This window comes from Streptomyces sp. NPDC102451, from assembly GCF_044765485.1.
Classification (GTDB): domain Bacteria; phylum Actinomycetota; class Actinomycetes; order Streptomycetales; family Streptomycetaceae; genus Streptomyces.
The window spans coordinates 56,604-77,369 of the sequence record NZ_JBIWKD010000003.1 but is presented as its reverse complement, the minus strand read 5'-3'; the positions used below and the strand labels follow the sequence as shown (position 1 = coordinate 77,369).

Sequence of the window (20,766 nt, the reverse complement as noted above, 5' to 3'; positions counted from 1 at the left end):
CCTCTGGTCCCTCTGTCCCGGCGCCTAGCGGATGTTCGGGTCGAAGGTGAAGATCACCAGCGTGCCCAGCAGGACGGTGAACACCGTGGCGGTGTACAGGAGCATCTTCAGCCAGAAGCGGGTGTTGTCCCGTTCGGCGTAGTCGTTGATGACCGTACGGAGGCCGTTGGCGCCGTGCAGCATGGCGAGCCACAGCATCGCCAGGTCCCAGATCTGCCAGAACGGCGAGGCCCAGCGGCCCGCGACGAAGGCGAAGCCGATCTTGGACACGCCGCCGTCGAGCACCAGCTGGATCAGCAGGTGGCCGATGACGAGGACGACCAGCACGATGCCCGACAGGCGCATGAAGAGCCAGGCGTACATCTCGAAGTTCGTGCGCGAGCCCTTGGGGGTCTTGCCCGTGCGCTTGCGCGGGGGCTCGATCACCGGGGCCGGGTTGTCGACGTCGAAGAGGCTTGCGCCCTCGACGTCCCCGATCGCGGGAGTAGGTGTCTCGGTGGACATCGGCCTCAGCTCCCGAAGACTTCACGTACGGCGTGACCGAGGACGGGGTACAGGGCCCCGACCATCAGCACGATCCAGATACCCAGGACGGTCCAGAGCATCTGCTTCTGATAGCGCGCGCCCTTGGACCAGAAGTCCACGGCGACGATGCGGAGGCCGTTCAGCGCGTGGAAGAGGATCGCGGCCACCAGGCCGTACTCGAGCAGCGCGACGAGCGGGGTCTTGTAGGTGGCCACGACGTCGTCGTACGCCTCGGGGGAGACACGCACGAGAGCGGTGTCCAGGACGTGTACGAACAGGAAGAAGAAAATGAGGACACCGGTGACTCGATGAGCCACCCAGGACCACATGCCTTCCCGGCCGCGGTACAGCGTTCCAGCCGGCACGGAAGAACCCTCCGGGAGCGGGGATTGGGGTCGGCCGGCTTGACTGTCGGTCTGACCCGGCCGGGTACGGTCCACCGGCCCTGGCCATCGTAGCGACGCTTTGTCGGTTCCATGGCGGCGGGGCCTCTGGTGTGATCAAAGCGGCAGGCAAACAGGCACGGACGGGCTACCGGGGGTCATATGCCACCGGGGGGAACGGGTCGGGCGTCAGGCCCGCCTCCGCCACCAGCTCGATGATGCGGCCCCGGGCGAGTCGTCGCATCTCCTCCGCGGTCAGGGAGCGCTCCTCGTCGGGTTCGTGCGCCAGCCGGGTGCGGATGGCGGCCAGCACCTGGTCGACGTGCTGGGAGGGGTGCAGTCCGTCCAGGCAGATCACGAAGGCGTGGCCGAAGCGGCTCTCGTACGCGGCGTGCGCGGCGCGCAGCGCCAGATGGGCGGCCCGGGGCGCGTCATGGTGCAGGCAGGGGGCGCTCTCCGAGGCGAGCGCCTCGGAGAGGTCGGCGGGCGCGAGGTCGTACCCCGCCTCGTCGGAGGCCGCGAGCAGGGTGTCCAGGTCCGGGTAGGGGCGGTGGGCCGCCATCCGCATCGCCCAGCGGCTGCTGCCGCAGCACTCCAGCAGGGCGGCTTCGGCCGACTCCGGGGGCCAGGCGTTGAAACGGCCCAGCCCGCTCGAGTGGGCACCGGGGCGCGGGCTCACCGACACTGGTTCCGGAACGGGGGCCTCCACCGGGGCCTCCCGGAGGGCCGGGGCGGTGCCCCGGTTCTGGACGGGAACGGCCGTCCACCCGGCCTGCTGCGGTGGTTTCGGCAGGCCGGCGTGGGACTCGCTGGACCTGGACAGCGGGACTCCTCGGACGAATGACATCTGTGACCCTGGAGACGGGCCGGAGAGCGGCGAGGTTGCGCGGTGAGGGAGTGAGGACTGTTTCCTGTGTGCTGTCACGCTAACGAGGCCGGGCGACGTGCAGCCGACGGATGCGAGAAATTCACCCGGACGGGAGAGTTTCGGAACGTTTGATGGACGAATCAGTGGGGGAAATGCCCGGCTTTCTCATCTTCTTTGACCTTCTTCAATCTGTTTCTCCCCCCGATCCGGAGGTTTCTGACCGATGTCGCCCTCACGCGCACCCCTGGTGGCCGGCGCCGCCGTCGCGGTGGCAGCCGCAGTCACCCTCACCGTCGTCGTCTGGCCCGAGGACTCCGGCCCCGGCGCGGGCAACGGAGCGTCGGCCTCGTCCCGCACATCGGCCTCACCGTCACCCACTCGGAGCTACCCGCTCTCCACGACGCCGCGGACCGTGCCCGCGGTCCGGGAGCACACCGCCGCGCGCGGGCCGGGCTGGAAGCCGGCCAAGGACAGTGCGGTCGTCGCGGCCGACCCCGAGCTCGCCGACGAGGCGAAGCTGCTCGCCGAGGAGCTGAAGATCGGCTACCGGGGCGAGAAGTCCGCCCGGTCCGGTGACGTCGAGCTGGCGCTCGCGGCATCGGGCAAGGGCGACCCGGAGTCGTACACCCTGAAGACCGAGGACAACCGGGTCACGATCAGCGGTCCCGGCCAGGCGGGCGTCTTCTACGGGACGCGCACGCTCAAGCAGTCGCTGAACGCCGACGACAACGTGCCCGAGGGCGTGGTGCGCGACACGCCCGACCGGCCGCAGCGCGGGCTCAACCTCGACATCGCCCGCAAGCACTACACCGCGGACTGGATCGAGGACCGGCTGCGCCAGATGGCCGACCTCAAGCTCAACCAGCTCGGCCTCCACTTCTCCGACGACCAGGCCTTCAGGATCGAGTCGGACACGCACCCCGAGGTGGTCTCCGAGGAGCACCTCACCAAGGCGGAGGTCCGCCGGATCGTGAAGCTCGCGCAGAGCCTCCACATCACGATCGTCGCGGAGATCGATTCGCCCGGACACCTGGGCGCGGTCCTGAAGGCCCACCCCGACCTGCAGCTGCGCAACACGCAGGGCGTCGCGCGGGAGGGCGCCATCGACATCTCGAAGGCCGAGTCGGCGAAGATCGTCGACGACCTGCTCAAGGAGTACGCGGAGCTCTTCCCCGGCAACTGGTTCCACGTCGGCGCGGACGAGTACCAGGCGCTGACCGTGAGCGATCCGGCGGCCTCCTACCCGCAGCTGGCCGCGGCCGCCCGTAAGAAGTACGGCGCCGGCGCCACCGTCCAGGACCTGACGGAGGGCTGGCTGAACGACCGCGCCGCGGTCATCACCGGGGTGAAGAAGATCCCCAAGGCGTGGAACGACGGCTTCTTCAGCGGCGGCTCGGTCACCGGCGACAAGGGCATCGAGGTGGAGTACTGGACGGGCAAGGAGATCGGCGCCCGGCCGCCCCAGGACTACCTCGCCGAGGGCCGCAAGGTGGTCAACCTCAACGACGAGTTCCTCTACTACGTGCTCGGTCAGCCCAACGACTTCACGTACCCGACGGGCGAGCGGATCTACGAGCAGTGGACCCCCTTCGTCCTGCGCGGGACCGAGCCGGTGGCCAAGCGTTATTCGAAGCAGATCCTGGGCGCCCGGTTCGCGGTCTGGGGCGACTTCCCCAACGCGCAGACGCAGGCGCAGGTGGCCGAGGGGATCCGGATGCCGCTCAACGCGCTCTCCCAGAAGGTGTGGGACCCGCGGGAGCCGAAGCTGACCTGGGCGCAGTTCCAGAAGCTCGCCGACGAGACCAGCTGATCCGTACCCGCGTAGGCTCCGGGTTCTCCGTGCCGCGTGCCCCGGGGAGGGGCGCGCGGCACATCTGTCCGAGAACTGAGCCCTGGGGGGTCCCTTCATGCTGTGCACCAAGTGCGGACTGAGACCGATCGAGTCCACCGTGGGACGCTGCGCCCGCTGTGCGGCCCTGTATCCCTCACCACCGGACGGACTGATGGCCGCGGCTCCGGCCCCGCCCGCGGAAGGGTTCCACCTGCTGCGCTCGCCCGTCGGGCTCGCCAGGGCCGCCGTCGCCCTGCTCGGCGCCGTCATCGCGACCGATGTGCTGGCGCTGATCGCGGGGCTGAAGCTCCGCGGTGAGTACGCGGGCATCGGCGACACGGCGGTGTACGACGCGGGGTCGGCCGGCCGTGCCGAGTCCCTCTACGGGGCGGCCGGCACCCTCCAGGGCTTCGCGCTGCTGGCCACCGCGGTCGTCTTCGTCATCTGGTTCCGCCGGGTGCGGCTCAACGCCGAGGTGTTCGACGCGGGTCTGCAGCCCATGCGGCCGGGCTGGGCGATCGGCGCGTGGTTCGTCCCCGTCGCCAACCTCTGGCTGCCGCGCCGGATCGCCGCCGGCATCTGGACGGCCAGCGCGCAGACCCACCCGGACGGCAGCTGGCGCACGGTGTCGAAGGCGCCGCTCAATCTCTGGTGGACGCTGTGGATCGTCTCGACGCTCTTCGCCTGGGTGGCTTCCAAGAACTACGAACAGGCCGAGCTGTCCCCCGGCCTCGCGGACTCGGTGACCCTGATCATGGCCGCCGACGCCCTCGACATCGCCGCCGCGGCCCTGGCCATCGTCTTCGTACGGAAGCTGACGCGGATGCAGGGCGAGCGTGCGGCGCTCGTCATGAAGCCGTTCCCCGCTCCCGGACCGGCGGGCCCGGCTTCCGTATGAGTTGACCCGTTTTCGCGCTTCCCCGTGGTCCCGGGCGGGAAGAATGGCAGCCCGGACCGCGGGGGGAGCAGGACGTGGGTTTCTGGGGTTGCTATCTGGTGGGCCGCAGCGGTGAGCCGCTCATCGGCCATCCCGCCTTACGGGAAGCACGCGGGCTGCTGACACTGCGGGAGTACCGGGCCGACGGCTGGCAGGTCTGGTCCCACCCCACCGAGCCCTCGCTCGGCAGCATGACCGCGCTCGCCGAGGCCGCGCGGGCCCCGGTCCTCCTCGGGTTCGTCATGGACGGCGCCTGCGTGGCGGTCGAGGCCGCGGCGCCGTACAGCGGTTCCTGGTACGCCTGCCTCGGCAGGGCGCCGATGGCCGCGCTTCTCGGCCGGGACGACGCGACGGTCGAGGACCTCTTCCTGCCACCCGAGGACGCCGCGGCGCGGGCCGTCGGTTGGGCGGCCGAATCCGGCCGCGGCGTCCTCGAAGGGCCCCTGCTCGAACTGCTGAGGATCGAGCGGCCCGAGTGGTCCGCTGAGGAGCTTTTCTTCGCTTTCCTGGACCGTCTGGGCATCGAGAGCCTGTCCGACTGAGTCCCGCTGTGGTCTCCTGTGTCGCAAGAGTGACGCTTTTCAGCCATCTGGCGCTGTAGGCGGTAACGGGAAGCGGTGTGCTCCCCGAGGACCGGGGGACCGGTGAACCGATGGGGGAGGCGTCGATGAGTCTGCTGGAGCTGATCGCTCGTGCCGACGAGCGAGGGCTGGCGGCGAGCGGCGTCGCCTGCCTGGACCGCTGTCTTCCGCCTTCGGAGGACGGGAGCGACCCGGAGCCGCTGCGTCCGCTCTGGGCGGGCTGCGAGAGCGGCGCGGAATGGGCCGCCCGGCTCGACGCCGTACACGCGGCGCTGGAGGGTGCCGCGGCGAGGGACGCCACGGCGGACCGGGTCCGTACGCTGCTCGCCGCCGCACCCGAGGATTTCGCCGCCGGGCCGCTGCGCGCCTGGGCGGACGCCTGCTCGCTCCTCGCCCTGGACATCCACCGGGAGTCGGACTTCCCGGCGGACGACGGGACGCGGACGTCCGAGGACTTCCGGGCAGGCCGGGCCACGGGCGGCGGTCCGCTCGTCATGGGAGAACTCCGCCGCCAGGCCGAGATCCTGGAGAGCCTCACCGGGACCTCCGGGACCTCCGGGACCTCCGGGACGGAGAGCGGTCCGACCGGCCTGCGCCGGGCCCTGGACATGTCGACCGAGGGCCGGCGGGTACTGCGCGCGGTGAGGTCCCGCCGCGCCCGTGGCCGGACGCGTCCCGGTGATGTGTCCCTGAAGTGACGTCAGGGGAGGCGGGGGACGGCGGCGAAGCCGCCCTCGCATCCCCGGACGCACTGCTGCCTGCCGTGCCGTGCCGCACCGACGACCGGTCGTGGCGGAAAAAGGCCACGGCATAAATCCGCCGTTGCGCAGCATCCCTGTGCTGCCGGTCGCTCTGTCACTGTGGCGCCACCGCAGCACCAACAGTTTCCGGAATACGGCCTTTCGGGGCCACCCGTTCCGGTCTCACCTGGGGAGAGCAATGCGTCCGATATCGCGTACGGCATGGGGGGCGGCAACCGCCGCGGTCCTCGCCGTCACGGTGATCGCGCCGTCCGTGGCAGCGCCACAGGGCGACACGACCGCGAAGAGACCGCTGACCGGTAGCGCGGCCGCTGCCGCCGGGGGGAGCAAACCGGTCACCGTCACACTGGTCACCGGTGACAAGGTGCTGGTGGGCACCGACCGTTCGGGCGCCGCGTCGGCCACCGCCCTGGCCCGCGAGGACGGCACCGTCCCCCTCGTGCAGACCCGTCGCTCGGGCGACGACCTCTACGTCTACCCGGAGACCGCCGCGAAGGCGCTCGCCGACGGCATCGTCGACGAGGAGCTCTTCAACGTCACCGGCCTGATCCGCCAGGGGTACGACGACGCGCACGCGGACTCCGTACCGCTGATCGCCACCTACTCCGAGGACACCGCCCGCAGCGCCCCCGCCACCCCGCGCGGTGCCGTGCGCGGCCTCGCCCTCCCGGTCATCGACGGAGTGGCGCTGAAGGCGGACAAGGAGAAGGCCGCCGGATTCTGGTCCGATGTCACCGGCACCCGGTCCCGCTCCACCGCCGGGCTGAAGAAGCTCTGGCTGGACCGCAAGGTCGAGGCCAGCCTCGACCGGTCCACCAAGCAGATCGGCGCCGACCTCGCCTGGGCCGCCGGCTACGACGGCAAGGGCACCGAGGTCGCCGTCCTGGACACCGGTGCCGACGCGGAACACCCGGACCTCAAGGGCCGGATCACCGCGTCAAAGAACTTCACCGACTCCGACACCACCGACGACCGCCAGGGCCACGGCACGCACACCCTCTCCACCGTGGGCGGCACCGGCGCCGCCAGCGGAGGCAAGAAGAAGGGTGTCGCCCCCGGCGCCGGCCTGCTCGTCGGCAAGGTGCTCAACGACCGGGGCTCCGGCGACTCCTCCTGGATCATCGCGGGCATGCAGTGGGCCGTCGACCAGAAGGCCGACGTCGTCTCGATGAGCCTGGGCAGCTCGGCGCCCACCGACTGCACCGACCCGATGAGCCTGGCAGCCGAAGAGCTCGCCAAGAGCAAGGACACCCTGTTCGTCGTCGCGGCCGGCAACTCGGGCCCCAGCCTGAACACCGTCTCCTCGCCGGGCTGCGCCCCCGGCGTGCTCACCGTCGGAGCCGTCGACCGCGACGACTCCACCGCACAGTTCTCCAGCCGCGGCCCCGCGATCGGCGCGCACACCCTCAAGCCTGAGATCGCCGCCCCCGGCGTCGACATCTCGGCCGCCGCGGCCGGTGGCCGCGGCGTCTACGCGTACCGGTCGATGTCCGGTACGTCGATGGCCACCCCGCATGTCGCGGGCGCCGCCGCCATCGTCAAGGAGCGCCACCCCGACTGGACCGCGCAGCAGGTCAAGGCGGCCCTCGTGTCGTCCGCGAAGAGCGATGTCCCCGGCGACGTACGCGAGACCGGCGGCGGCCGGCTCGACGTCAAGGCCGCGATCGACACCACCGTCACCGGCGCGCCCGCCGTCCAGGGCGGCACGTACAACTGGCCGCAGGACAAGACCGACCGCACCACCGTGCGGATCCCGTACACCAACGCGGGCACCGAGCCGGTCAAGCTGTCGCTGAAGCTGGGGAGCGTCACCGGGAACGACGGTTCGGCCGTCGGTTCGCCGGTCGCCGCACTCGGGGCGAAGAACGTCACCGTGCCCGCCGGAGCGACCGTCGAGGTCCCGCTGAAGCTCGACCCGACCGCGAAGCTGCAGAAGAGCCAGTACGGCGATGTCACCGGCCGCGTCCTGGCCACCGCCACCGGCGGCGTCAAGGTCTCCACCCCGTTCTCGCTGTACGTGGGCGCCGAGACCGTCAGCCTGCGCGTCAAGCTGATCGACGCCGACGGCAAGCCCGCCGCGGGCTCCTCGTCGCTGGACGTCATCGGCACCGACACCGCCACCGGCGAGCGCCGCTTCAACGACGGTTCGACGGACCAGGTGTACCAGGTCCGCCCGGGCGCCTACTTCGTCTCCAGCTTCATCACCACGGCCGACCCCGAGGACGCCACCGGGCGCCTCGCCGGCTCCGTCGGGTATCTCGCCAGGCCGCAGCTGGACGTCACCAAGGACACCACCCTGGTGCTCGACGCCCGTAAGGCCCACCGGATCAAGGTGAGGACCCAGGACCGGGCCAGCGAGACCCGTGGCGCCACCCTCGCCTTCGGCCGCAGCTGGGACGACCGCTGGGTGCACTCCGGGTCCATCTCCGGCGGCAGCATGATCAAGGACTTCCGCGCCGACATCCGGGGCAAGGCCACCGACGGCGACTTCGAGTTCGACAGCCTCTGGCGCGCCTACGCCCCGCAGATCGAGAAGCTCGCGGTCGTCGGCGGCGCCACCCTGCACCCCGTCCCCGCGTCCACCGGCTCCGTCAACCTCGACGGCACCGGCCGGGCCCCGCTCGTCGACGCCGGCGCCGGCACCCCCGAGGAGCTGAAGGCCGCCGGAGTCTCCGGCGGGATCGCCCTGGTCGCCGTCGCGGACAGCGGTTCCGTCATCACCCAGGTGCGTGACGCGCAGGCCGCCGGAGCGGTGGCGATCATCGTGCACCGCCCCTCCGCGGGTCCCTGGCAGCCGTCCATCGGGTTCGGCTCGTCGCCCCTGCCCGCGCTCGGCATCCAGGCCGACGAGGCGAAGGCCCTGTCCGACGCGCTGGCCGCCGGGCCGGTGAAGCTGAGCTGGAAGGCCACCGCCGTCAGCCCGTTCGTCTACAACCTGGCCTTCTCCGAGACGGGCGACGTCACCTCGGACCGCACATACCAGGTCAAGGACAAGTCGCTCGGCGCGGTCGACTCCACCTATGAGTCCATGGGTGTCCAGGCCGACTTCGTGGACACGCTGTTCCTCTCCCGCCCGTACGGCGCGAGCTTCGGGGTCGGCGGGTTCGACAGCGTCGCCGCACCGGGCAAGCGCACCGAGTACTACACGGCGGGTGACAGCGGCTGGCAGCAGGCGCTCTCCTCCAGCTTCCCGTGGGGCGAGTTCATGATGGACAAGTACCGCACCTACAAGGCCGGTTCGAAGCGCACCTCGGAGTGGTACCGGGGCCTCCTCGTCCCGTCCGCGCCCCGCGACGACGCGGGCGCCGAGCAGCTTGCCGCCGAACGCCAGGACAATCTGATCGGCGTCGCCCCGGGATTCTGGAGCGACACCGAGCACAGCGGCCTCCAGGGCTCCTTCGGCGACACGGGCAACATGCGGCTCACCAGCGGCGGCGAGGTGATCGGTACGTCCAGCTCGACGTCCGGGGTGTTCACCGTGCCGGCCGAGGACGCCGCGTACGAGCTGACCATGACGACCATGAAGTCGGGCAGCCCGGCCAAGGTGTGGAAGCGGTCCACCCGGACCGCCACCACCTGGAAGTTCCGCTCGCACCGCGACGAGAGCGCCTACTCGCAGGGCATCCCGCTGCTCTTCCCGGGCTACGACCTCCCGTCGGACGGCATGAAGACGCTGGCGGCGAAGGACGGCGGGAAGATCGGGCTGAGCGTCACGGGCCACGCCGGCTACACGCCCGGCAAGGTGACCGCGGCCGAGGTCTCGTTCTCGTACGACGGCGGTGAGACCTGGACCGAGGCCACCACCGCGCAGAAGGGCGGCCGCTGGACCGCGACCGTGAACCACGCGGGTGCCTCCGGCCGGCCGGTGACCCTGCGGACGGAACTCACCGACGCCAACGGCAACTCCGTCGTCCAGACCGTGACCGACGCCTACGCCGTGCGCTGACGCCGATCATCCGACCGGTCCGCCGGGCGTCCTACCCGTGGGGGGTGGGCCGCCCGGCGGACCTTTGTCATGACGGCGCGAGCGGCGTCCGGCACAGCCTCAGGCCGGAGCGAGGAACAAGGGGACGACGACCGGGGCCGCCACCCCCCACAGGAGAGGCCCCGGCCGTCTTCCACAGGGCCGCAGAGCGACCCCGTACTCATCTCAGCGCCAACGGTGCGTTTTCTGTCACACCGCGCTGTGTCAGGAGACAGTTGCAGGTTGTACAAGTCATGGACGGGGCACCGTCCGACCACGTAGCGTGCTGAGTCGCGCAGCGTGGCGCAGTAGTGGTGACCAGCTACGATTCGGATCAGCAGGGCGGGTTGAGGGAGTGCTGGGGGACGACGCGGAGCTGACCGCCGCGGTGCTCGCGGCACAGGACGGGGACGAGGACGCCTTCCGGACTGTGTACCGCGCCGTGCACCCGCGGCTGCTGGGCTACATACGGACACTGGTCGGTGAACCGGACGCCGAGGACGTGGCGTCGGAGTCCTGGCTGCAGATAGCCCGTGACCTCGACCGGTTCAGCGGGGACGCCGACCGGTTCCGCGGCTGGGCGGCCCGGATAGCGCGCAACCGCTCGCTCGACCACATACGGATGCGGGGCAGGCGCCCCGCGATCGGCGGTGACGAGAGCGAACTTGCCGGAGAGCCCGCCGAGTCCGACACGGCGGGCGAGGCGCTGGAGTCACTGGCCACCGGGCGCACCATGTCCCTCATCGCCCAGCTGCCCCAGGACCAGGCCGAGGCGGTCGTACTCCGTGTGGTGATCGGTCTCGACGCGAAGAGCGCGGCCCGGACCCTGGGCAAGCGCCCGGGTGCGGTGCGCACCGCCGCCCACCGCGGACTGAAGCGGCTGGCGGAGCTGGTCGGGGCCGACCCCGGCCCGGAGGACGAGATTCCGGCGGCGGGCGCGGAGCTCGGTGCCGTGCCCGCACAACGCCCCGGCCGTCAGGGCGCGGTGGCGCCCGCCGGTGTGACGCATTCGCGTCCGTGGACGCAGAAGGACATGTGATGGCCGACGAGCAGCACGAGTGGCTCGACGCGGACGCGGCGGAGATGTTGCTCCGTGGCGAACCCGTCGAGTCCGTCGACGATCACGCGAGGACAGAGGTCCGCCGGCTGGAGGCCGCGCTGGGCGCGCTGCGGGCCCCGAGCCCCTCCGGTGACGAACTGCCCGGTGAAGCCGCCGTACTGGCCGCCTTCCGTGAGGCGGCCCGGGGCGGGAAGCGGGCCGGAGCCGCGAGCCCCGCCGGCCAGGCGCGGCAGCAGGACGCCCTGCACACCGTGCGCATCGGCGCGACACGCACGGCCACGCCCCGGCGCCCCCGCTGGACCCGTCCGCTGCGCTACGGCCTCGCCGTCTCGCTCGCCGGGTGCGCGCTCGGCGGGGTGGCGGTCGCCGGGGGTACGGGCATGCTTCCGGCACCGTTCGGCAACAGCGGTTCGCCGTCCCCGGCCGCCTCCGTCTCGGCGGCGGCGACGCCGGAGGAACTGGGTGCCGAGCTGCCCGACGCCGGTGAGCCCCCCTCGCCGCTGCCCTCCGCCTCGCCCGGCGCGCCCAGCTCCCCGGCGGCCCCGGAGGTGCCGGACGGCGGGACGGCCGGGGACGAGGGGCCGACCGGGCCGGACGGCGGCGGCTCCAAGGGCCGCGAGGACGCCGGCCCGGACGGTGGCACCGGCTCCACCCAGGACGAGACGGACGGACGCGAGGTGCCCGGCGGAGCGGCGTCCCGGGCCGAGGTGCTCAAGAAGTCGATCAAGGCGTGCCGCGGCTACCGCGACGACACCCTGAGCCAGGAGGAGAAGTCACGGCTCCTCGAACTGGCCGACGGGGAACGCAACCTGGACCGCTTCTGCGACCGCCTCCTGGGCACGGACGGCCGTGACGGCGGGAGCGACGAGGACACCCAGGGCGACGGAGGCGACGACGGGAACGACGGCGGGGACGGTTCGGGCTCCCTCCCCTCGATCACCTTCCGCAGCCCGTCCGCGGAGAGCACGCGGGACAACGCCTCACAGGACGACGGTGACCCGTCGCCGACGGCGGGCTCCTCGTCCGGGCTCTCTGCTGTAACGCGCTGACCTGCGCGAACGTGCCAGCTGTAACGTTCTTGGGCCGCCCGGCGCAGTAGTGAGTGCCGACTGGTCATCGGCCGCGCAACGAGCCGGGGTTCCCCCCGTACCTTCGGCTCAGCGCATCCGGCGCGGGCGGGACACGTTCCCCCGGTCCCGCCCGCGCCCCCAATTCGGTTGAAGGCTCTACCAGTAAATGACGACCTTGTCGCCGTTCCGCACCTGGTCGAAGAGCGACGCGATCTTCCCCTCGTCCCGTACGTTCACACAGCCGTGCGAGGCGCCGCTGTAGCCGCGTGCCGCGAAGTCGGACGAGTAGTGCACCGCCTGGCCGCCGCTGAAGAACATGGCGTACGGCATGGGGGAGTCGTAGAGCGTCGACACGTGGTGGCGGGACTTCCAGTACACCGAGAAGGTGCCCTCGCGGGTCGGTGTGTACTGCGAGCCGAACCGCACGTCCATCGACGAGACGACCCGGCCGTCGATCATCCAGGACAGTGTGCGGCTGTTCTTGCTGATGCACAGGACCCGGCCCGTGAGGCAACGGGCGTCGGGCTTCGCGGCTGCCGGCGTGGCGGCCGGGGGGTCGAGCTCCTTCGCCGTCGGCTTCCGCGTCATCGCGAGCAGCCGTTCCCAGGTCACCGTGTCGGTGCGCCCCGTGCGGGCCAGGCCGCGCTTGCCCTGGAAGGACTGCACGGACGCGACGGTCGTGGTGCCGTAGTACCCGGTGGGGCTGCGGTCGAAGTGGCCGATCTGGCGCAGCCGGGCCTGGAGCTCCCGTACGCGCTTGCTCCGGTCGCCGACGGACATCAGGGTGCGGGGCTCCGGCGAGGGCCGCACGCTCGGGGTCCGTGAGGGAGTGGCCGAGGGGCTCGCGGTGCCGCCGCCCGGTTTGGCGTCGTCGGCGGGGGGTGAGGACGCGGGGTGCGAGCTCGCCGTCGCCGGGGGAGCGGTGTTCTCCGCGGCGCCCACCTTCTCGACCTTGCAGCCCGCCGTCAGTGTGGCCAGCGCGAGTACACCGACGGCTGCCGCGGCCGCCGTGCGCACGCCCCGCGCGTATCTGTTCGTCCGTGTGCGTCTCATCCTCGGCCCCCTGGCTCGTCCGTCGCCGCCCGGTCGCGCGTGACCCGTCACGTGACCCGTCGTGCGACCGTCACGCGGCCCGTCCCGCGCGGCGCGGATATCTCATGAGACGGATTCCCGTCCTGCCCGGTTGCCGAATCGTGCGCATGATGGTCGAACGAAGTGGCTTGAACGGGAGGCACAGCAGATGACGCGTGAGTCCGAGTCGGGACTGCCCATCGAGCCGGTCTACGGGCCGGACGATCTCGACGGCTGGCGGGCCGAGGAGAAGCTGGGCGAGCCGGGCGCCTTCCCCTTCACGCGGGGTGTCTACCCCTCGATGTACACGGGCCGCCCGTGGACGATGCGGCAGTACGCGGGATTCGGCACCGCCACCGAGTCGAACGCCCGCTACAAGCAGCTGATCGCCAACGGCACGGCCGGCCTCTCCGTCGCCTTCGACCTGCCGACCCAGATGGGGCACGACTCGGACGCGCCGATCGCCTCCGGTGAGGTCGGCAAGGTCGGCGTCGCGATCGACTCGATCGACGACATGCGCGTCCTGTTCGACGGGATCCCGCTGGGCGAGGTCTCCACCTCGATGACCATCAACGCCCCCGCCGCGCTCCTCCTGCTGCTCTACCAACTGGTCGCCGAGGAGCAGGGCGTCCCGGCGGACCGGCTGACGGGCACCATCCAGAACGACGTGCTCAAGGAGTACATCGCCCGGGGCACGTACATCTTCCCGCCGAAGCCCTCGCTGCGGCTGATCGCCGACATCTTCAAGTACTGCCGGGCCGAGATCCCCAGGTGGAACACCATCTCCATCTCCGGCTACCACATGGCGGAGGCGGGTGCCTCGCCCGCGCAGGAGATCGCGTTCACCCTCGCGGACGGCATCGAGTACGTCCGTACCGCCGTGGCGGCCGGCATGGACGTGGACGACTTCGCGCCCCGGCTCTCCTTCTTCTTCGTCGCCCGTACGACGATCCTGGAGGAGGTCGCCAAGTTCCGGGCCGCGCGCCGGATCTGGGCGAAGGTGATGCGGGAGGAGTTCGGTGCGAAGAACCCCAAGTCCCTGATGCTGCGCTTCCACACCCAGACCGCCGGGGTGCAGCTCACCGCCCAGCAGCCCGAGGTCAATCTGGTCCGGGTCGCCGTGCAGGGCCTGGGCGCGGTGCTGGGCGGCACGCAGTCGCTGCACACCAACTCCTTCGACGAGGCCATCGCCCTGCCGACGGACAAGTCGGCCCGCCTCGCGCTCCGCACCCAGCAGGTCCTGGCGTACGAGACGGACGTGACGGCCACCGTCGACCCCTTCGCGGGCAGTTACGTCGTCGAGAGGATGACCGACGACGTCGAGGGCGCGGCCCTGGAGCTGATGCGCAAGGTCGAGGACATGGGCGGCGCGGTCGACGCCATCGAACGCGGCTTCCAGAAGGGCGAGATCGAGCGCAGCGCGTACCGCATCGCGCAGGAGACGGACAGCGGCGAGCGTGTTGTCGTCGGCGTCAACCGCTTCCGCCTCGACGAGGAGGAGCCGTACGAGCCCCTCCGCGTCGACCCGGCGATCGAGGCCCAGCAGGCCGCCCGCCTGGCGAAGCTCCGCGCCGAACGCGACCAGGGAGCGGTGGATGCGGCCCTGGCGGAGCTGAAGAAGGCGGCGGAGAGCGACGCGGGCACGGCCAACGTGCTCTACCCGATGAAGGACGCGCTCCGGGCGCGGGCGACGGTGGGCGAGGTCTGCGACGCGCTGCGGGAGGTCTGGGGCGCGTACGTCCCGACGGACGCGTTCTGAGGCCACCCGCGCGGGTGATCTCCCGTCGATCACCGGCGCCCGTGGATAGGCTCATGAACAGTGGTCTCCGAAAGGAGGATGCCGTGGCTGTGATACAGCACGAGGAGCTGGTGACGATGCAGTCGGAGCTGACGATCGGCGAGGCGGCCGAGCAGGCCGCGCGCTCGCTGCCTGGGCATCGCGTGGAGATTCTCCAGGGGAGGCTCACTGTGACACCACCGGCCGACGTATCTCATGCGCTGGCGCTGTCCTGGCTCAGCGAGGAGTTCGGTGCGAGAGCGCGCGGGGTCGGGCTGAGACTGGTCCAGGCGGTCGGGATCTGGCTGCCCACCGGTCCGGACGACTACGTGATCCCCGATCTGTCGGTCGTGGAGGCCGACATCCGCGACGCGCATGTCATGAAGAACTGCTACGCCCCGCACGTCTTCCGCATGGTCCTGGAAGTCACCTCCACCAACTGGGCGGACGATCTCGGCCCCAAGGTCGAGGGTTACGCCCAGGCGGGCATCCCGGTCTACGTCGTGGCCGACCGCAAGCACGACCAGGTGCTCGTCTGCACCGATCCGCGCGGCGGCGAGTACCGGAACCGGACGCCGCACAAGCGGGGGATGACCTTCACCGTGCCGGACGTGGTCGGGGTGGAGATGGAGCTCTCCGTGGACCGGCTGCTGGACGGCGACGAGGACTGATCCGCCGGATCGCGGACCACCTGGACGGAGTGTCGTACCCGCGTGCGACACTCCGTTCATGCTAGGTGTCACCGATCTCCCGACCTATCTCGCCGGCCTGGTGCTGATCATTCTGCTTCCGGGTCCGAACTCGCTGTACGTGCTCTCCGTCGCCGCCCGGCGCGGGGTGCGCACCGGTTATGTGGCCGCTGCCGGGGTGTGGACCGGGGACACGGTCCTGATGACGCTGTCCGCGCTGGGCGCCGCGTCGCTGTTGCAGACGACGCCGCTGCTGTTCGCCGTCGTCAAGTACGCGGGCGCGGGCTATCTGACCTGGCTGGCGATCGGGATGATGCGGGCGGCCGTGTCGATGTGGCGTGAGCGGCACCAGCGGGTGGCCGAGCTGTCGGAGGAGGGCGGGACGTCCGGGGCGGGGTCGGAACACCCCTACCGGCGCGCGCTCGTGGTCAGCCTCTTCAATCCGAAGGCCATCCTGTTCCTGATCTCCTTCTTCGTGCAGTTCGTCGACCCCGGGTACGCCTACCCGGCGCTCTCCTTCCTGCTGCTGGGCACGCTGCTGCAGATCGGCAGCTTCCTCTACCTCTCGACGCTCATATTCGGCGGCACCCGCCTGGCCACCGCCTTCCGCCGCCGCAAGCGGCTCTCGGCGGGGGCCACTTCGGCGGCGGGTGTGCTGTTCCTCGGATTCGCGGCGAAGCTGTCGCTCAGCTGAGGCCGAGGCCCAGGGGGCGCGCGTACTCCGCGAGCCCCGTGGTGTCCTCGCCCGCCCAGCCGATGTAGCCGTCGGGCCGGACCAGGAACAGGCCCTTGCCGTAGGCCTCGCTCTCCTCCGTGCGGAAGGTCTTCAGCAGTGCGCCGTCGTGCGTGGGCAGCGCGGCGTCCGTGCCGACCGCGAGCAGGGTGAAGTGCGGCCCCCGGAAGACGTCGAAGAGCCGCCTGCCCTCGCCCGCGGGGCCGTCCGGGGCGCGGTCGCCGGCCTCCAGGAGGCCCGCCCGGCCGGATGCCAGCGGGCCTTCGCGGTAGCCGAGCCCCAACTGCTGCGCGGCGGTGCCGCGTTCCTGTTCGCCCCGGTGGATGCGGGTCGAGAGGCCCAGCATCTCGGCGGCGACCGGGCGACGCTCCTGCTCATACGTCTCCAGCAGGGCGGCGGGCGCTCCGTGCAGCAGCACCTGGCCGAGCTTCCAGCCCAGGTTGTAGGCGTCCTGGACGCTCGTGTTCAGCCCCTGGCCGCCGGCCGGGGAGTGGATGTGCGCGGCGTCGCCCGCGAGGAGGACCCGGCCGTCGCGGAACCGGTCGGCCAGCGCGGCGCGCGGCCGGAAGTCGGACGACCAGCGCACCTCGGTGACGTCGTCCGCCCTCAGGTGGGTGCGGGCGGCGACGAGCGCCCGTACGCCCTCCGGTGTGGTGTCGGGCGCCCCGTCCTTGAACTGGGCGACCAGCTGGAAGTCCGGGGTGCCGGGCAGCGGGCACAGCGTGAGCAGGCCCGCCTCGCCCAGGAAGATGTGCCAGTCGTCCCGGCCGAGAGCCGTCTCCGCGAGTCGTACGTCGGCCACCAGCGTGGGTGAGGGGTCGACGGTCTCGCCCTCCATCGTGATCCCGAGCGCCCGCCGGACCGTGGAGCGTCCGCCGTCCGCCGCCACCAGGTAGGAGGCGCGCACCTCGCCGGTCGTGAGCCGCGCGGTGACCCCGTCCGCGTCCTGCGACAGGCCCGTGAGGGCGGTCGAGAAGAGGACGTCGCCGCCCAGCTCGCGCAGACGGGCGAGCAGGATCTCCTGGGTCCGCCACTGCGGCATCATCCAGGGCTCCCCGTACGGCTCGGCCTCGGTGGGCGCCGCGCGGCGGAACATGTCGTACGCGCCCTGGCGCTCGCCGTCCTTCCAGGTCATCCCCACCGGAGCGGTGCCGCCGTGCTCGCGCACCGCGTCGCCCACCCCGAGGTCGTCGAACACCTCCCGGGTGCGCGGCTGGATCCCCTTGCCGCGCGAGCCGGGGAAGAGCGAGGGGGACTGCTCGACGACGAGCGCGCGCACTCCGCGACGGGCCAGGTCGCAGGCCAGGGCGAGAGCGCAGGGACCCGCGCCGGCCACCAGGACCTGAGTTTCCTTAACAGTGTTAAGTTCCATGATTGGGAGTGTGTGCTTAACGCTGTTAAATTGTCAAGGTGGGTACGACGAAGATCGACCGGGCGCGCGTCGCGGACACCGCGCTGGAACTGCTGAACGAGGTGGGCCTCGACGGGCTGACCCTGCGCGCCATCGCCAGGGAGCTGGACGTGAAGGCGCCCGCGCTCTACTGGCACTTCAAGGACAAGCAGGCGCTGCTCGACGAGATGGCCACGGTGATGTACCGCCGGATGCTGGCGGAGGAGCTGCCCGGACCCACGCCTGAGACCTGGCAGCAGCAGATGGTCGCGTACCAGAGCGTGCTGCGCCGCGCACTGCTGCGCTACCGCGACGGCGCCAAGGTCTACACCGGCGCCCGGTTCACCGGCACCGACTACGCCGACGGCCTGGAGACCCACCTCCGCACGATGGTCGACGCGGGGTTCGAGCTCCGGCAGGCCGTCCGCGCCGGCACCACGGCCAACGCGTACACGCTGGGATTCGTCACCGAGGAGCAGGGCGTCCAGCCCATGCCGGACGAACGCCGGGAGGGCTACGACCTCGACGAGCGGGCCGGGCGTCTGGAGCGCTACCCGCTCGCGGCGGCGGCCGGCGCCGAGATCTTCACCAACTACGACGAACGCTTCGAGGACGGCCTGTGGATCGTCGTCGCGGGCATCGAGGCGCGCTACGGCGTGACCTGAGGCCTTCCGGGCCCGGCACGGGTCACCCCGGCGACGCCCAGAGTTCACCGTTCGTCGGGCCGGGCGACACCCTTCCCTCTCTCCGCGTCACTAGCGTGTGCGGACCATGATCGAAGGCGAGGGTCCGCGTGCCGAAACTGTCCGTTGTCGTTCCGTTCCACAATGTCGGCGCCTACGCCGGCACGACGCTGGGCAGTCTTGCCCGTAACGCGGGCCCCGACATCGAGTTCCTGCTGGTCGACGACTGCTCCACGGACGACACACCGGCGGTCGTCGACCGCTGGGCCGACAGACTCCCGCAGGCCGAGGTCATCCGGCACGAGAAGAACGTGGGCATCGCCGCGGCCCGCAACAGCGGCATCGACGCGGCCCGCGGGGACTTCATCACCTTCCTCGACGGCGACGACTGGTACGCCCCCGGCCACCTGGGCCGGCTGCTGCACGCCGCCACCGAGCTGGACTGCGACTTCGCCCGCACCGACCACGTCCAGGCCACCGGGACCAGCAGGGTCGTGCGCCGGGCGCCCGCCCGGCTCCGCGACACCGTGCTGGACCCGCGCGAAGGCATCGCGGCACCCGAGTGGGAGACGATGGTCGACTACCCCTTCGTCTGGGCGGGCGTCTACCACCGCCGGCTCTTCGAGGACGGCGGCCACCGCTTCACCACCCGGCTGCGCACCGCCGAGGACCGCCTGTGGATCTGGCAGCTGCACCTGCGGGCCCGCACCTGTGCGGCGCTGAACCTGTACGGCGTCTTCTACCGGCGCGGTGTCACCACGTCCCTGACGCAGATCAAGGACTCCCGCCAGCTGGACTTCTTCCCCGCCTACGACACGCTGCTCGACGAGATCCGCGAGGACCCGGACGCGCAGCTCTTCCTCCCCAAGGCGGTCCGCACCTACTGCGCGATGATCGCCTTCCACAACGAGAAGGCGGACGCCTACGAACCCGCGACGTTCCGGCGCCTGCGCCAGGAGTCGGCGGCCGCGCTGCACCGCATGCCGCAGCAGGTCCTCGACCACACCTTGACGATGATGGACACCAGGCGCAGCACCCTGCTCAACCGCCTGCGTGACAAGCAGAAGGCCGCCTGACCCATGCCCACGCGCACCCAGATCTTCCAGGTGTCGACCCTGTACGGGGCGGCCACGCTCGCGGCGGCGCTGGACGCCGGCCGGTTCGGACCCGGGCAGGACAGCCACCGCGTCCTGCTCGTCTCCAACAACGCGGCGATCCCCGAGACCGCACTCCGGCTGGAGGAGATGCGCGGCTACGGCGACATCGCCGCCCGCTTCGACTCCGTCGTCGACTGGAACGACGCCATCAGCCCGCACCATCCGAGCGGCTGGGGCCCGCGCGCCGAGGAGACCGAGCTCTGGCAGCGGGCCTTCCGGCTCGCCTGGGGCATCGACCCGGAAGGCCCCGTGGACCTCGCCGTCGAGTCCATCCAGGTCAACCCGGCCCGCGCACTGGCCGCGATCTTCTCCGAGAGCGCCGTGCACGTCTACGCGGACGGCCTGATGAGCTACGGCCCGACCCGCAACAAGGTGCCGCGGTCCCTCGCCTGCCGTATCCAGCGGGTGCTCCACCTGGACCTCGTACCGGGACTGCGCCCGCTGCTCCTCGCCGAATCGGGCGTCGAGCCCGAACTCGTCCCGGACGACGCCTTCCGCAAGGTGCTCGGCGAGATCGCCGGGGCGGCGGACGGCGACCGCGGGCTCGCTGCGGCCGAGGCCGAGGCGCCGACGGCCGTGCTCCTGGGCCAGTACCTCGCGGCGCTGAACATCCTCACGGCCGAGGAGGAGGAGGACCTGCACCTGCGCATGCTGCGCGGCGCGGCGCGGGCCGGCCACACCTCCGTCCTCTTCAAGCCCCACCCCACCGCACCGGCCCGCTACTCCAGGGCCCTGGACGACGCGGCCACCGAACTGGGCGTACGGCTGACCACGCTGGACGGCCCGCTGCTCGCCGAGACTCTCTACGAGCGGTGCGCGCCCACGCTCGTCGTCGGCTGCTTCTCGACCGCGATGTTCACCGCCGCCGCGTACTACGGCATCCCGGTGGCCAGGGTCGGCACCCGCCTCGTCCTGGACCGCATCACCCCGTACGAGAACAGCAACCGCGTCCCGCTGACGATCGTCGACCACCTCGTGCCCGACCTGGACGAGCACGACGGGCAGGACGGCGAACCCGTGCCCGGACTCCCCTCCACCGCACCGGAGACCCTCGCGCCGCTGGTCCGGACGGTCGGCTACTGCATGCAGTCCGGGCTCCACCCCACCCTGCGCGCCGAGGCGGAGGCCTGGCTGCGGGACCACCTCGACAGCACCACCCAGCACTACTTCAAACGGCGCCGCCTGCAGAAGCTCACCCTGCCCGGCGGCGGCCCGCGAGGAGCGGCGATCCGGCTGCGCCGCACCGTACGTCGCACCCGCAGCAGCCTGGGCCTCTGACCCCGGGA

18 protein-coding genes are annotated in these 20,766 nt (G+C 71.4%); 13 read left to right on the top strand and 5 right to left on the bottom strand.

Annotation, left to right across the window (positions count from 1 at the left end):
* Window positions 1-24: 24 nt before the first annotated feature.
* The 3 genes from ACIRD8_RS07295 to ACIRD8_RS07285 form a co-directional block, all read right to left on the bottom strand.
* Window positions 25-504: a succinate dehydrogenase hydrophobic membrane anchor subunit gene (locus ACIRD8_RS07295; protein WP_403987490.1), complete on the bottom strand. Its 480-nt coding sequence runs from the start codon at window positions 502-504 to the stop codon at window positions 25-27.
* Window positions 505-509: 5 nt separating this feature from the next.
* A complete protein-coding gene (gene sdhC / locus ACIRD8_RS07290; RefSeq protein WP_104788456.1) occupies window positions 510-890 on the bottom strand; it encodes a succinate dehydrogenase, cytochrome b556 subunit in 381 nt (126 codons plus the stop codon).
* A gap of 166 nt (window positions 891-1,056) precedes the next feature.
* Window positions 1,057-1,617: a 2-oxo-4-hydroxy-4-carboxy-5-ureidoimidazoline decarboxylase gene (locus ACIRD8_RS07285; protein ID WP_403988675.1), complete on the bottom strand. Its 561-nt coding sequence runs from the start codon at window positions 1,615-1,617 to the stop codon at window positions 1,057-1,059.
* A 382-nt stretch (window positions 1,618-1,999) separates the two neighbouring features.
* Here ACIRD8_RS07285 and ACIRD8_RS07280 point away from each other — a divergent pair, with 382 nt between their 5' ends.
* The 7 genes from ACIRD8_RS07280 to ACIRD8_RS07250 all read left to right on the top strand — a co-directional run bounded on the left by ACIRD8_RS07280 (window position 2,000) and on the right by ACIRD8_RS07250 (window position 11,959).
* Window positions 2,000-3,586 carry a glycoside hydrolase family 20 protein gene (locus ACIRD8_RS07280; protein ID WP_403987488.1) on the top strand — a complete coding sequence of 529 codons (1,587 nt, stop codon included), beginning with the start codon at window positions 2,000-2,002 and terminating at the stop codon, window positions 3,584-3,586.
* 97 nt (window positions 3,587-3,683) lie between these two features.
* Window positions 3,684-4,505 (top strand): DUF4328 domain-containing protein, encoded by an 822-nt coding sequence (locus ACIRD8_RS07275; RefSeq protein ID WP_403987486.1) that lies wholly within the window; start codon window positions 3,684-3,686, stop codon window positions 4,503-4,505.
* A 74-nt stretch (window positions 4,506-4,579) separates the two neighbouring features.
* The gene (locus ACIRD8_RS07270; RefSeq protein ID WP_403987483.1) at window positions 4,580-5,086 is read left to right on the top strand and encodes a hypothetical protein; all 507 of its coding nucleotides are present in this window, start codon (window positions 4,580-4,582) and stop codon (window positions 5,084-5,086) included.
* A 125-nt stretch (window positions 5,087-5,211) separates the two neighbouring features.
* Window positions 5,212-5,823 carry a hypothetical protein gene (locus ACIRD8_RS07265; protein ID WP_403987480.1) on the top strand — a complete coding sequence of 204 codons (612 nt, stop codon included), beginning with the start codon at window positions 5,212-5,214 and terminating at the stop codon, window positions 5,821-5,823.
* 241 nt (window positions 5,824-6,064) lie between these two features.
* The gene (locus tag ACIRD8_RS07260; protein WP_403987477.1) at window positions 6,065-9,832 is read left to right on the top strand and encodes a S8 family peptidase; all 3,768 of its coding nucleotides are present in this window, start codon (window positions 6,065-6,067) and stop codon (window positions 9,830-9,832) included.
* Window positions 9,833-10,205: 373 nt separating this feature from the next.
* Window positions 10,206-10,889, top strand: coding sequence for an RNA polymerase sigma factor (locus ACIRD8_RS07255; protein WP_403987474.1), 684 nt, complete (start codon window positions 10,206-10,208; stop codon window positions 10,887-10,889).
* On the top strand, window positions 10,889-11,959 hold the full coding sequence (locus ACIRD8_RS07250) for a hypothetical protein (RefSeq protein ID WP_403987472.1): 1,071 nt from the start codon (window positions 10,889-10,891) through the stop codon (window positions 11,957-11,959). Before ACIRD8_RS07255 ends, ACIRD8_RS07250 begins: the two co-directional genes overlap by 1 nt.
* A 177-nt stretch (window positions 11,960-12,136) precedes the next feature.
* Here the strand turns inward: ACIRD8_RS07250 and ACIRD8_RS07245 are convergent, their stop codons facing one another.
* Window positions 12,137-13,033: a L,D-transpeptidase family protein gene (locus ACIRD8_RS07245; RefSeq protein ID WP_403987469.1), complete on the bottom strand. Its 897-nt coding sequence runs from the start codon at window positions 13,031-13,033 to the stop codon at window positions 12,137-12,139.
* Between the two features lie 187 nt (window positions 13,034-13,220).
* Here ACIRD8_RS07245 and ACIRD8_RS07240 point away from each other — a divergent pair, with 187 nt between their 5' ends.
* From ACIRD8_RS07240 to leuE, 3 genes are all read left to right on the top strand, one after another.
* A complete protein-coding gene (locus ACIRD8_RS07240) occupies window positions 13,221-14,810 on the top strand; it encodes a methylmalonyl-CoA mutase (protein WP_403987466.1) in 1,590 nt (529 codons plus the stop codon).
* 83 nt (window positions 14,811-14,893) lie between these two features.
* Window positions 14,894-15,499, top strand: coding sequence for a Uma2 family endonuclease (locus tag ACIRD8_RS07235; RefSeq protein WP_403987463.1), 606 nt, complete (start codon window positions 14,894-14,896; stop codon window positions 15,497-15,499).
* Between the two features lie 58 nt (window positions 15,500-15,557).
* The gene (gene leuE / locus ACIRD8_RS07230) at window positions 15,558-16,211 is read left to right on the top strand and encodes a leucine efflux protein LeuE (RefSeq protein ID WP_403987461.1); all 654 of its coding nucleotides are present in this window, start codon (window positions 15,558-15,560) and stop codon (window positions 16,209-16,211) included.
* On the opposite strand, the gene ACIRD8_RS07225 is transcribed toward leuE, so the two are convergent.
* On the bottom strand, window positions 16,204-17,622 hold the full coding sequence (locus ACIRD8_RS07225; RefSeq protein WP_403987458.1) for an FAD-dependent monooxygenase: 1,419 nt from the start codon (window positions 17,620-17,622) through the stop codon (window positions 16,204-16,206). The genes leuE and ACIRD8_RS07225 overlap by 8 nt on opposite strands.
* 38 nt (window positions 17,623-17,660) lie before the next feature.
* Between ACIRD8_RS07225 and ACIRD8_RS07220 the strand changes: the two genes are divergently transcribed.
* The 3 genes from ACIRD8_RS07220 (at window position 17,661) to ACIRD8_RS07210 (ending at window position 20,758) form a co-directional block, all read left to right on the top strand.
* Window positions 17,661-18,305 carry a TetR/AcrR family transcriptional regulator C-terminal domain-containing protein gene (locus ACIRD8_RS07220; protein ID WP_403987455.1) on the top strand — a complete coding sequence of 215 codons (645 nt, stop codon included), beginning with the start codon at window positions 17,661-17,663 and terminating at the stop codon, window positions 18,303-18,305.
* A 128-nt stretch (window positions 18,306-18,433) separates the two neighbouring features.
* The gene (locus tag ACIRD8_RS07215) at window positions 18,434-19,399 is read left to right on the top strand and encodes a glycosyltransferase family 2 protein (RefSeq protein WP_403987452.1); all 966 of its coding nucleotides are present in this window, start codon (window positions 18,434-18,436) and stop codon (window positions 19,397-19,399) included.
* Between the two features lie 3 nt (window positions 19,400-19,402).
* Window positions 19,403-20,758, top strand: a complete 1,356-nt coding sequence (locus ACIRD8_RS07210) for a polysialyltransferase family glycosyltransferase (RefSeq protein WP_403987449.1) — start codon at window positions 19,403-19,405, stop codon at window positions 20,756-20,758.
* Window positions 20,759-20,766 lie beyond the last annotated feature (8 nt).

Coding starts and splice junctions, on each gene's coding strand:
- ACIRD8_RS07225 (WP_403987458.1), bottom strand. CDS start 17,622: ATGGAACTTAACACTGTTAAGGAAACTCAGGTCCTGGTGGCCGGCGCG.
- ACIRD8_RS07210 (WP_403987449.1), top strand. CDS start 19,403: ATGCCCACGCGCACCCAGATCTTCCAGGTGTCGACCCTGTACGGGGCG.
- ACIRD8_RS07295 (WP_403987490.1), bottom strand. CDS start 504: ATGTCCACCGAGACACCTACTCCCGCGATCGGGGACGTCGAGGGCGCA.
- ACIRD8_RS07260 (WP_403987477.1), top strand. CDS start 6,065: ATGCGTCCGATATCGCGTACGGCATGGGGGGCGGCAACCGCCGCGGTC.
- ACIRD8_RS07275 (WP_403987486.1), top strand. CDS start 3,684: ATGCTGTGCACCAAGTGCGGACTGAGACCGATCGAGTCCACCGTGGGA.
- ACIRD8_RS07250 (WP_403987472.1), top strand. CDS start 10,889: ATGGCCGACGAGCAGCACGAGTGGCTCGACGCGGACGCGGCGGAGATG.
- ACIRD8_RS07265 (WP_403987480.1), top strand. CDS start 5,212: ATGAGTCTGCTGGAGCTGATCGCTCGTGCCGACGAGCGAGGGCTGGCG.
- ACIRD8_RS07280 (WP_403987488.1), top strand. CDS start 2,000: ATGTCGCCCTCACGCGCACCCCTGGTGGCCGGCGCCGCCGTCGCGGTG.
- ACIRD8_RS07240 (WP_403987466.1), top strand. CDS start 13,221: ATGACGCGTGAGTCCGAGTCGGGACTGCCCATCGAGCCGGTCTACGGG.
- leuE (WP_403987461.1), top strand. CDS start 15,558: ATGCTAGGTGTCACCGATCTCCCGACCTATCTCGCCGGCCTGGTGCTG.
- ACIRD8_RS07245 (WP_403987469.1), bottom strand. CDS start 13,033: ATGAGACGCACACGGACGAACAGATACGCGCGGGGCGTGCGCACGGCG.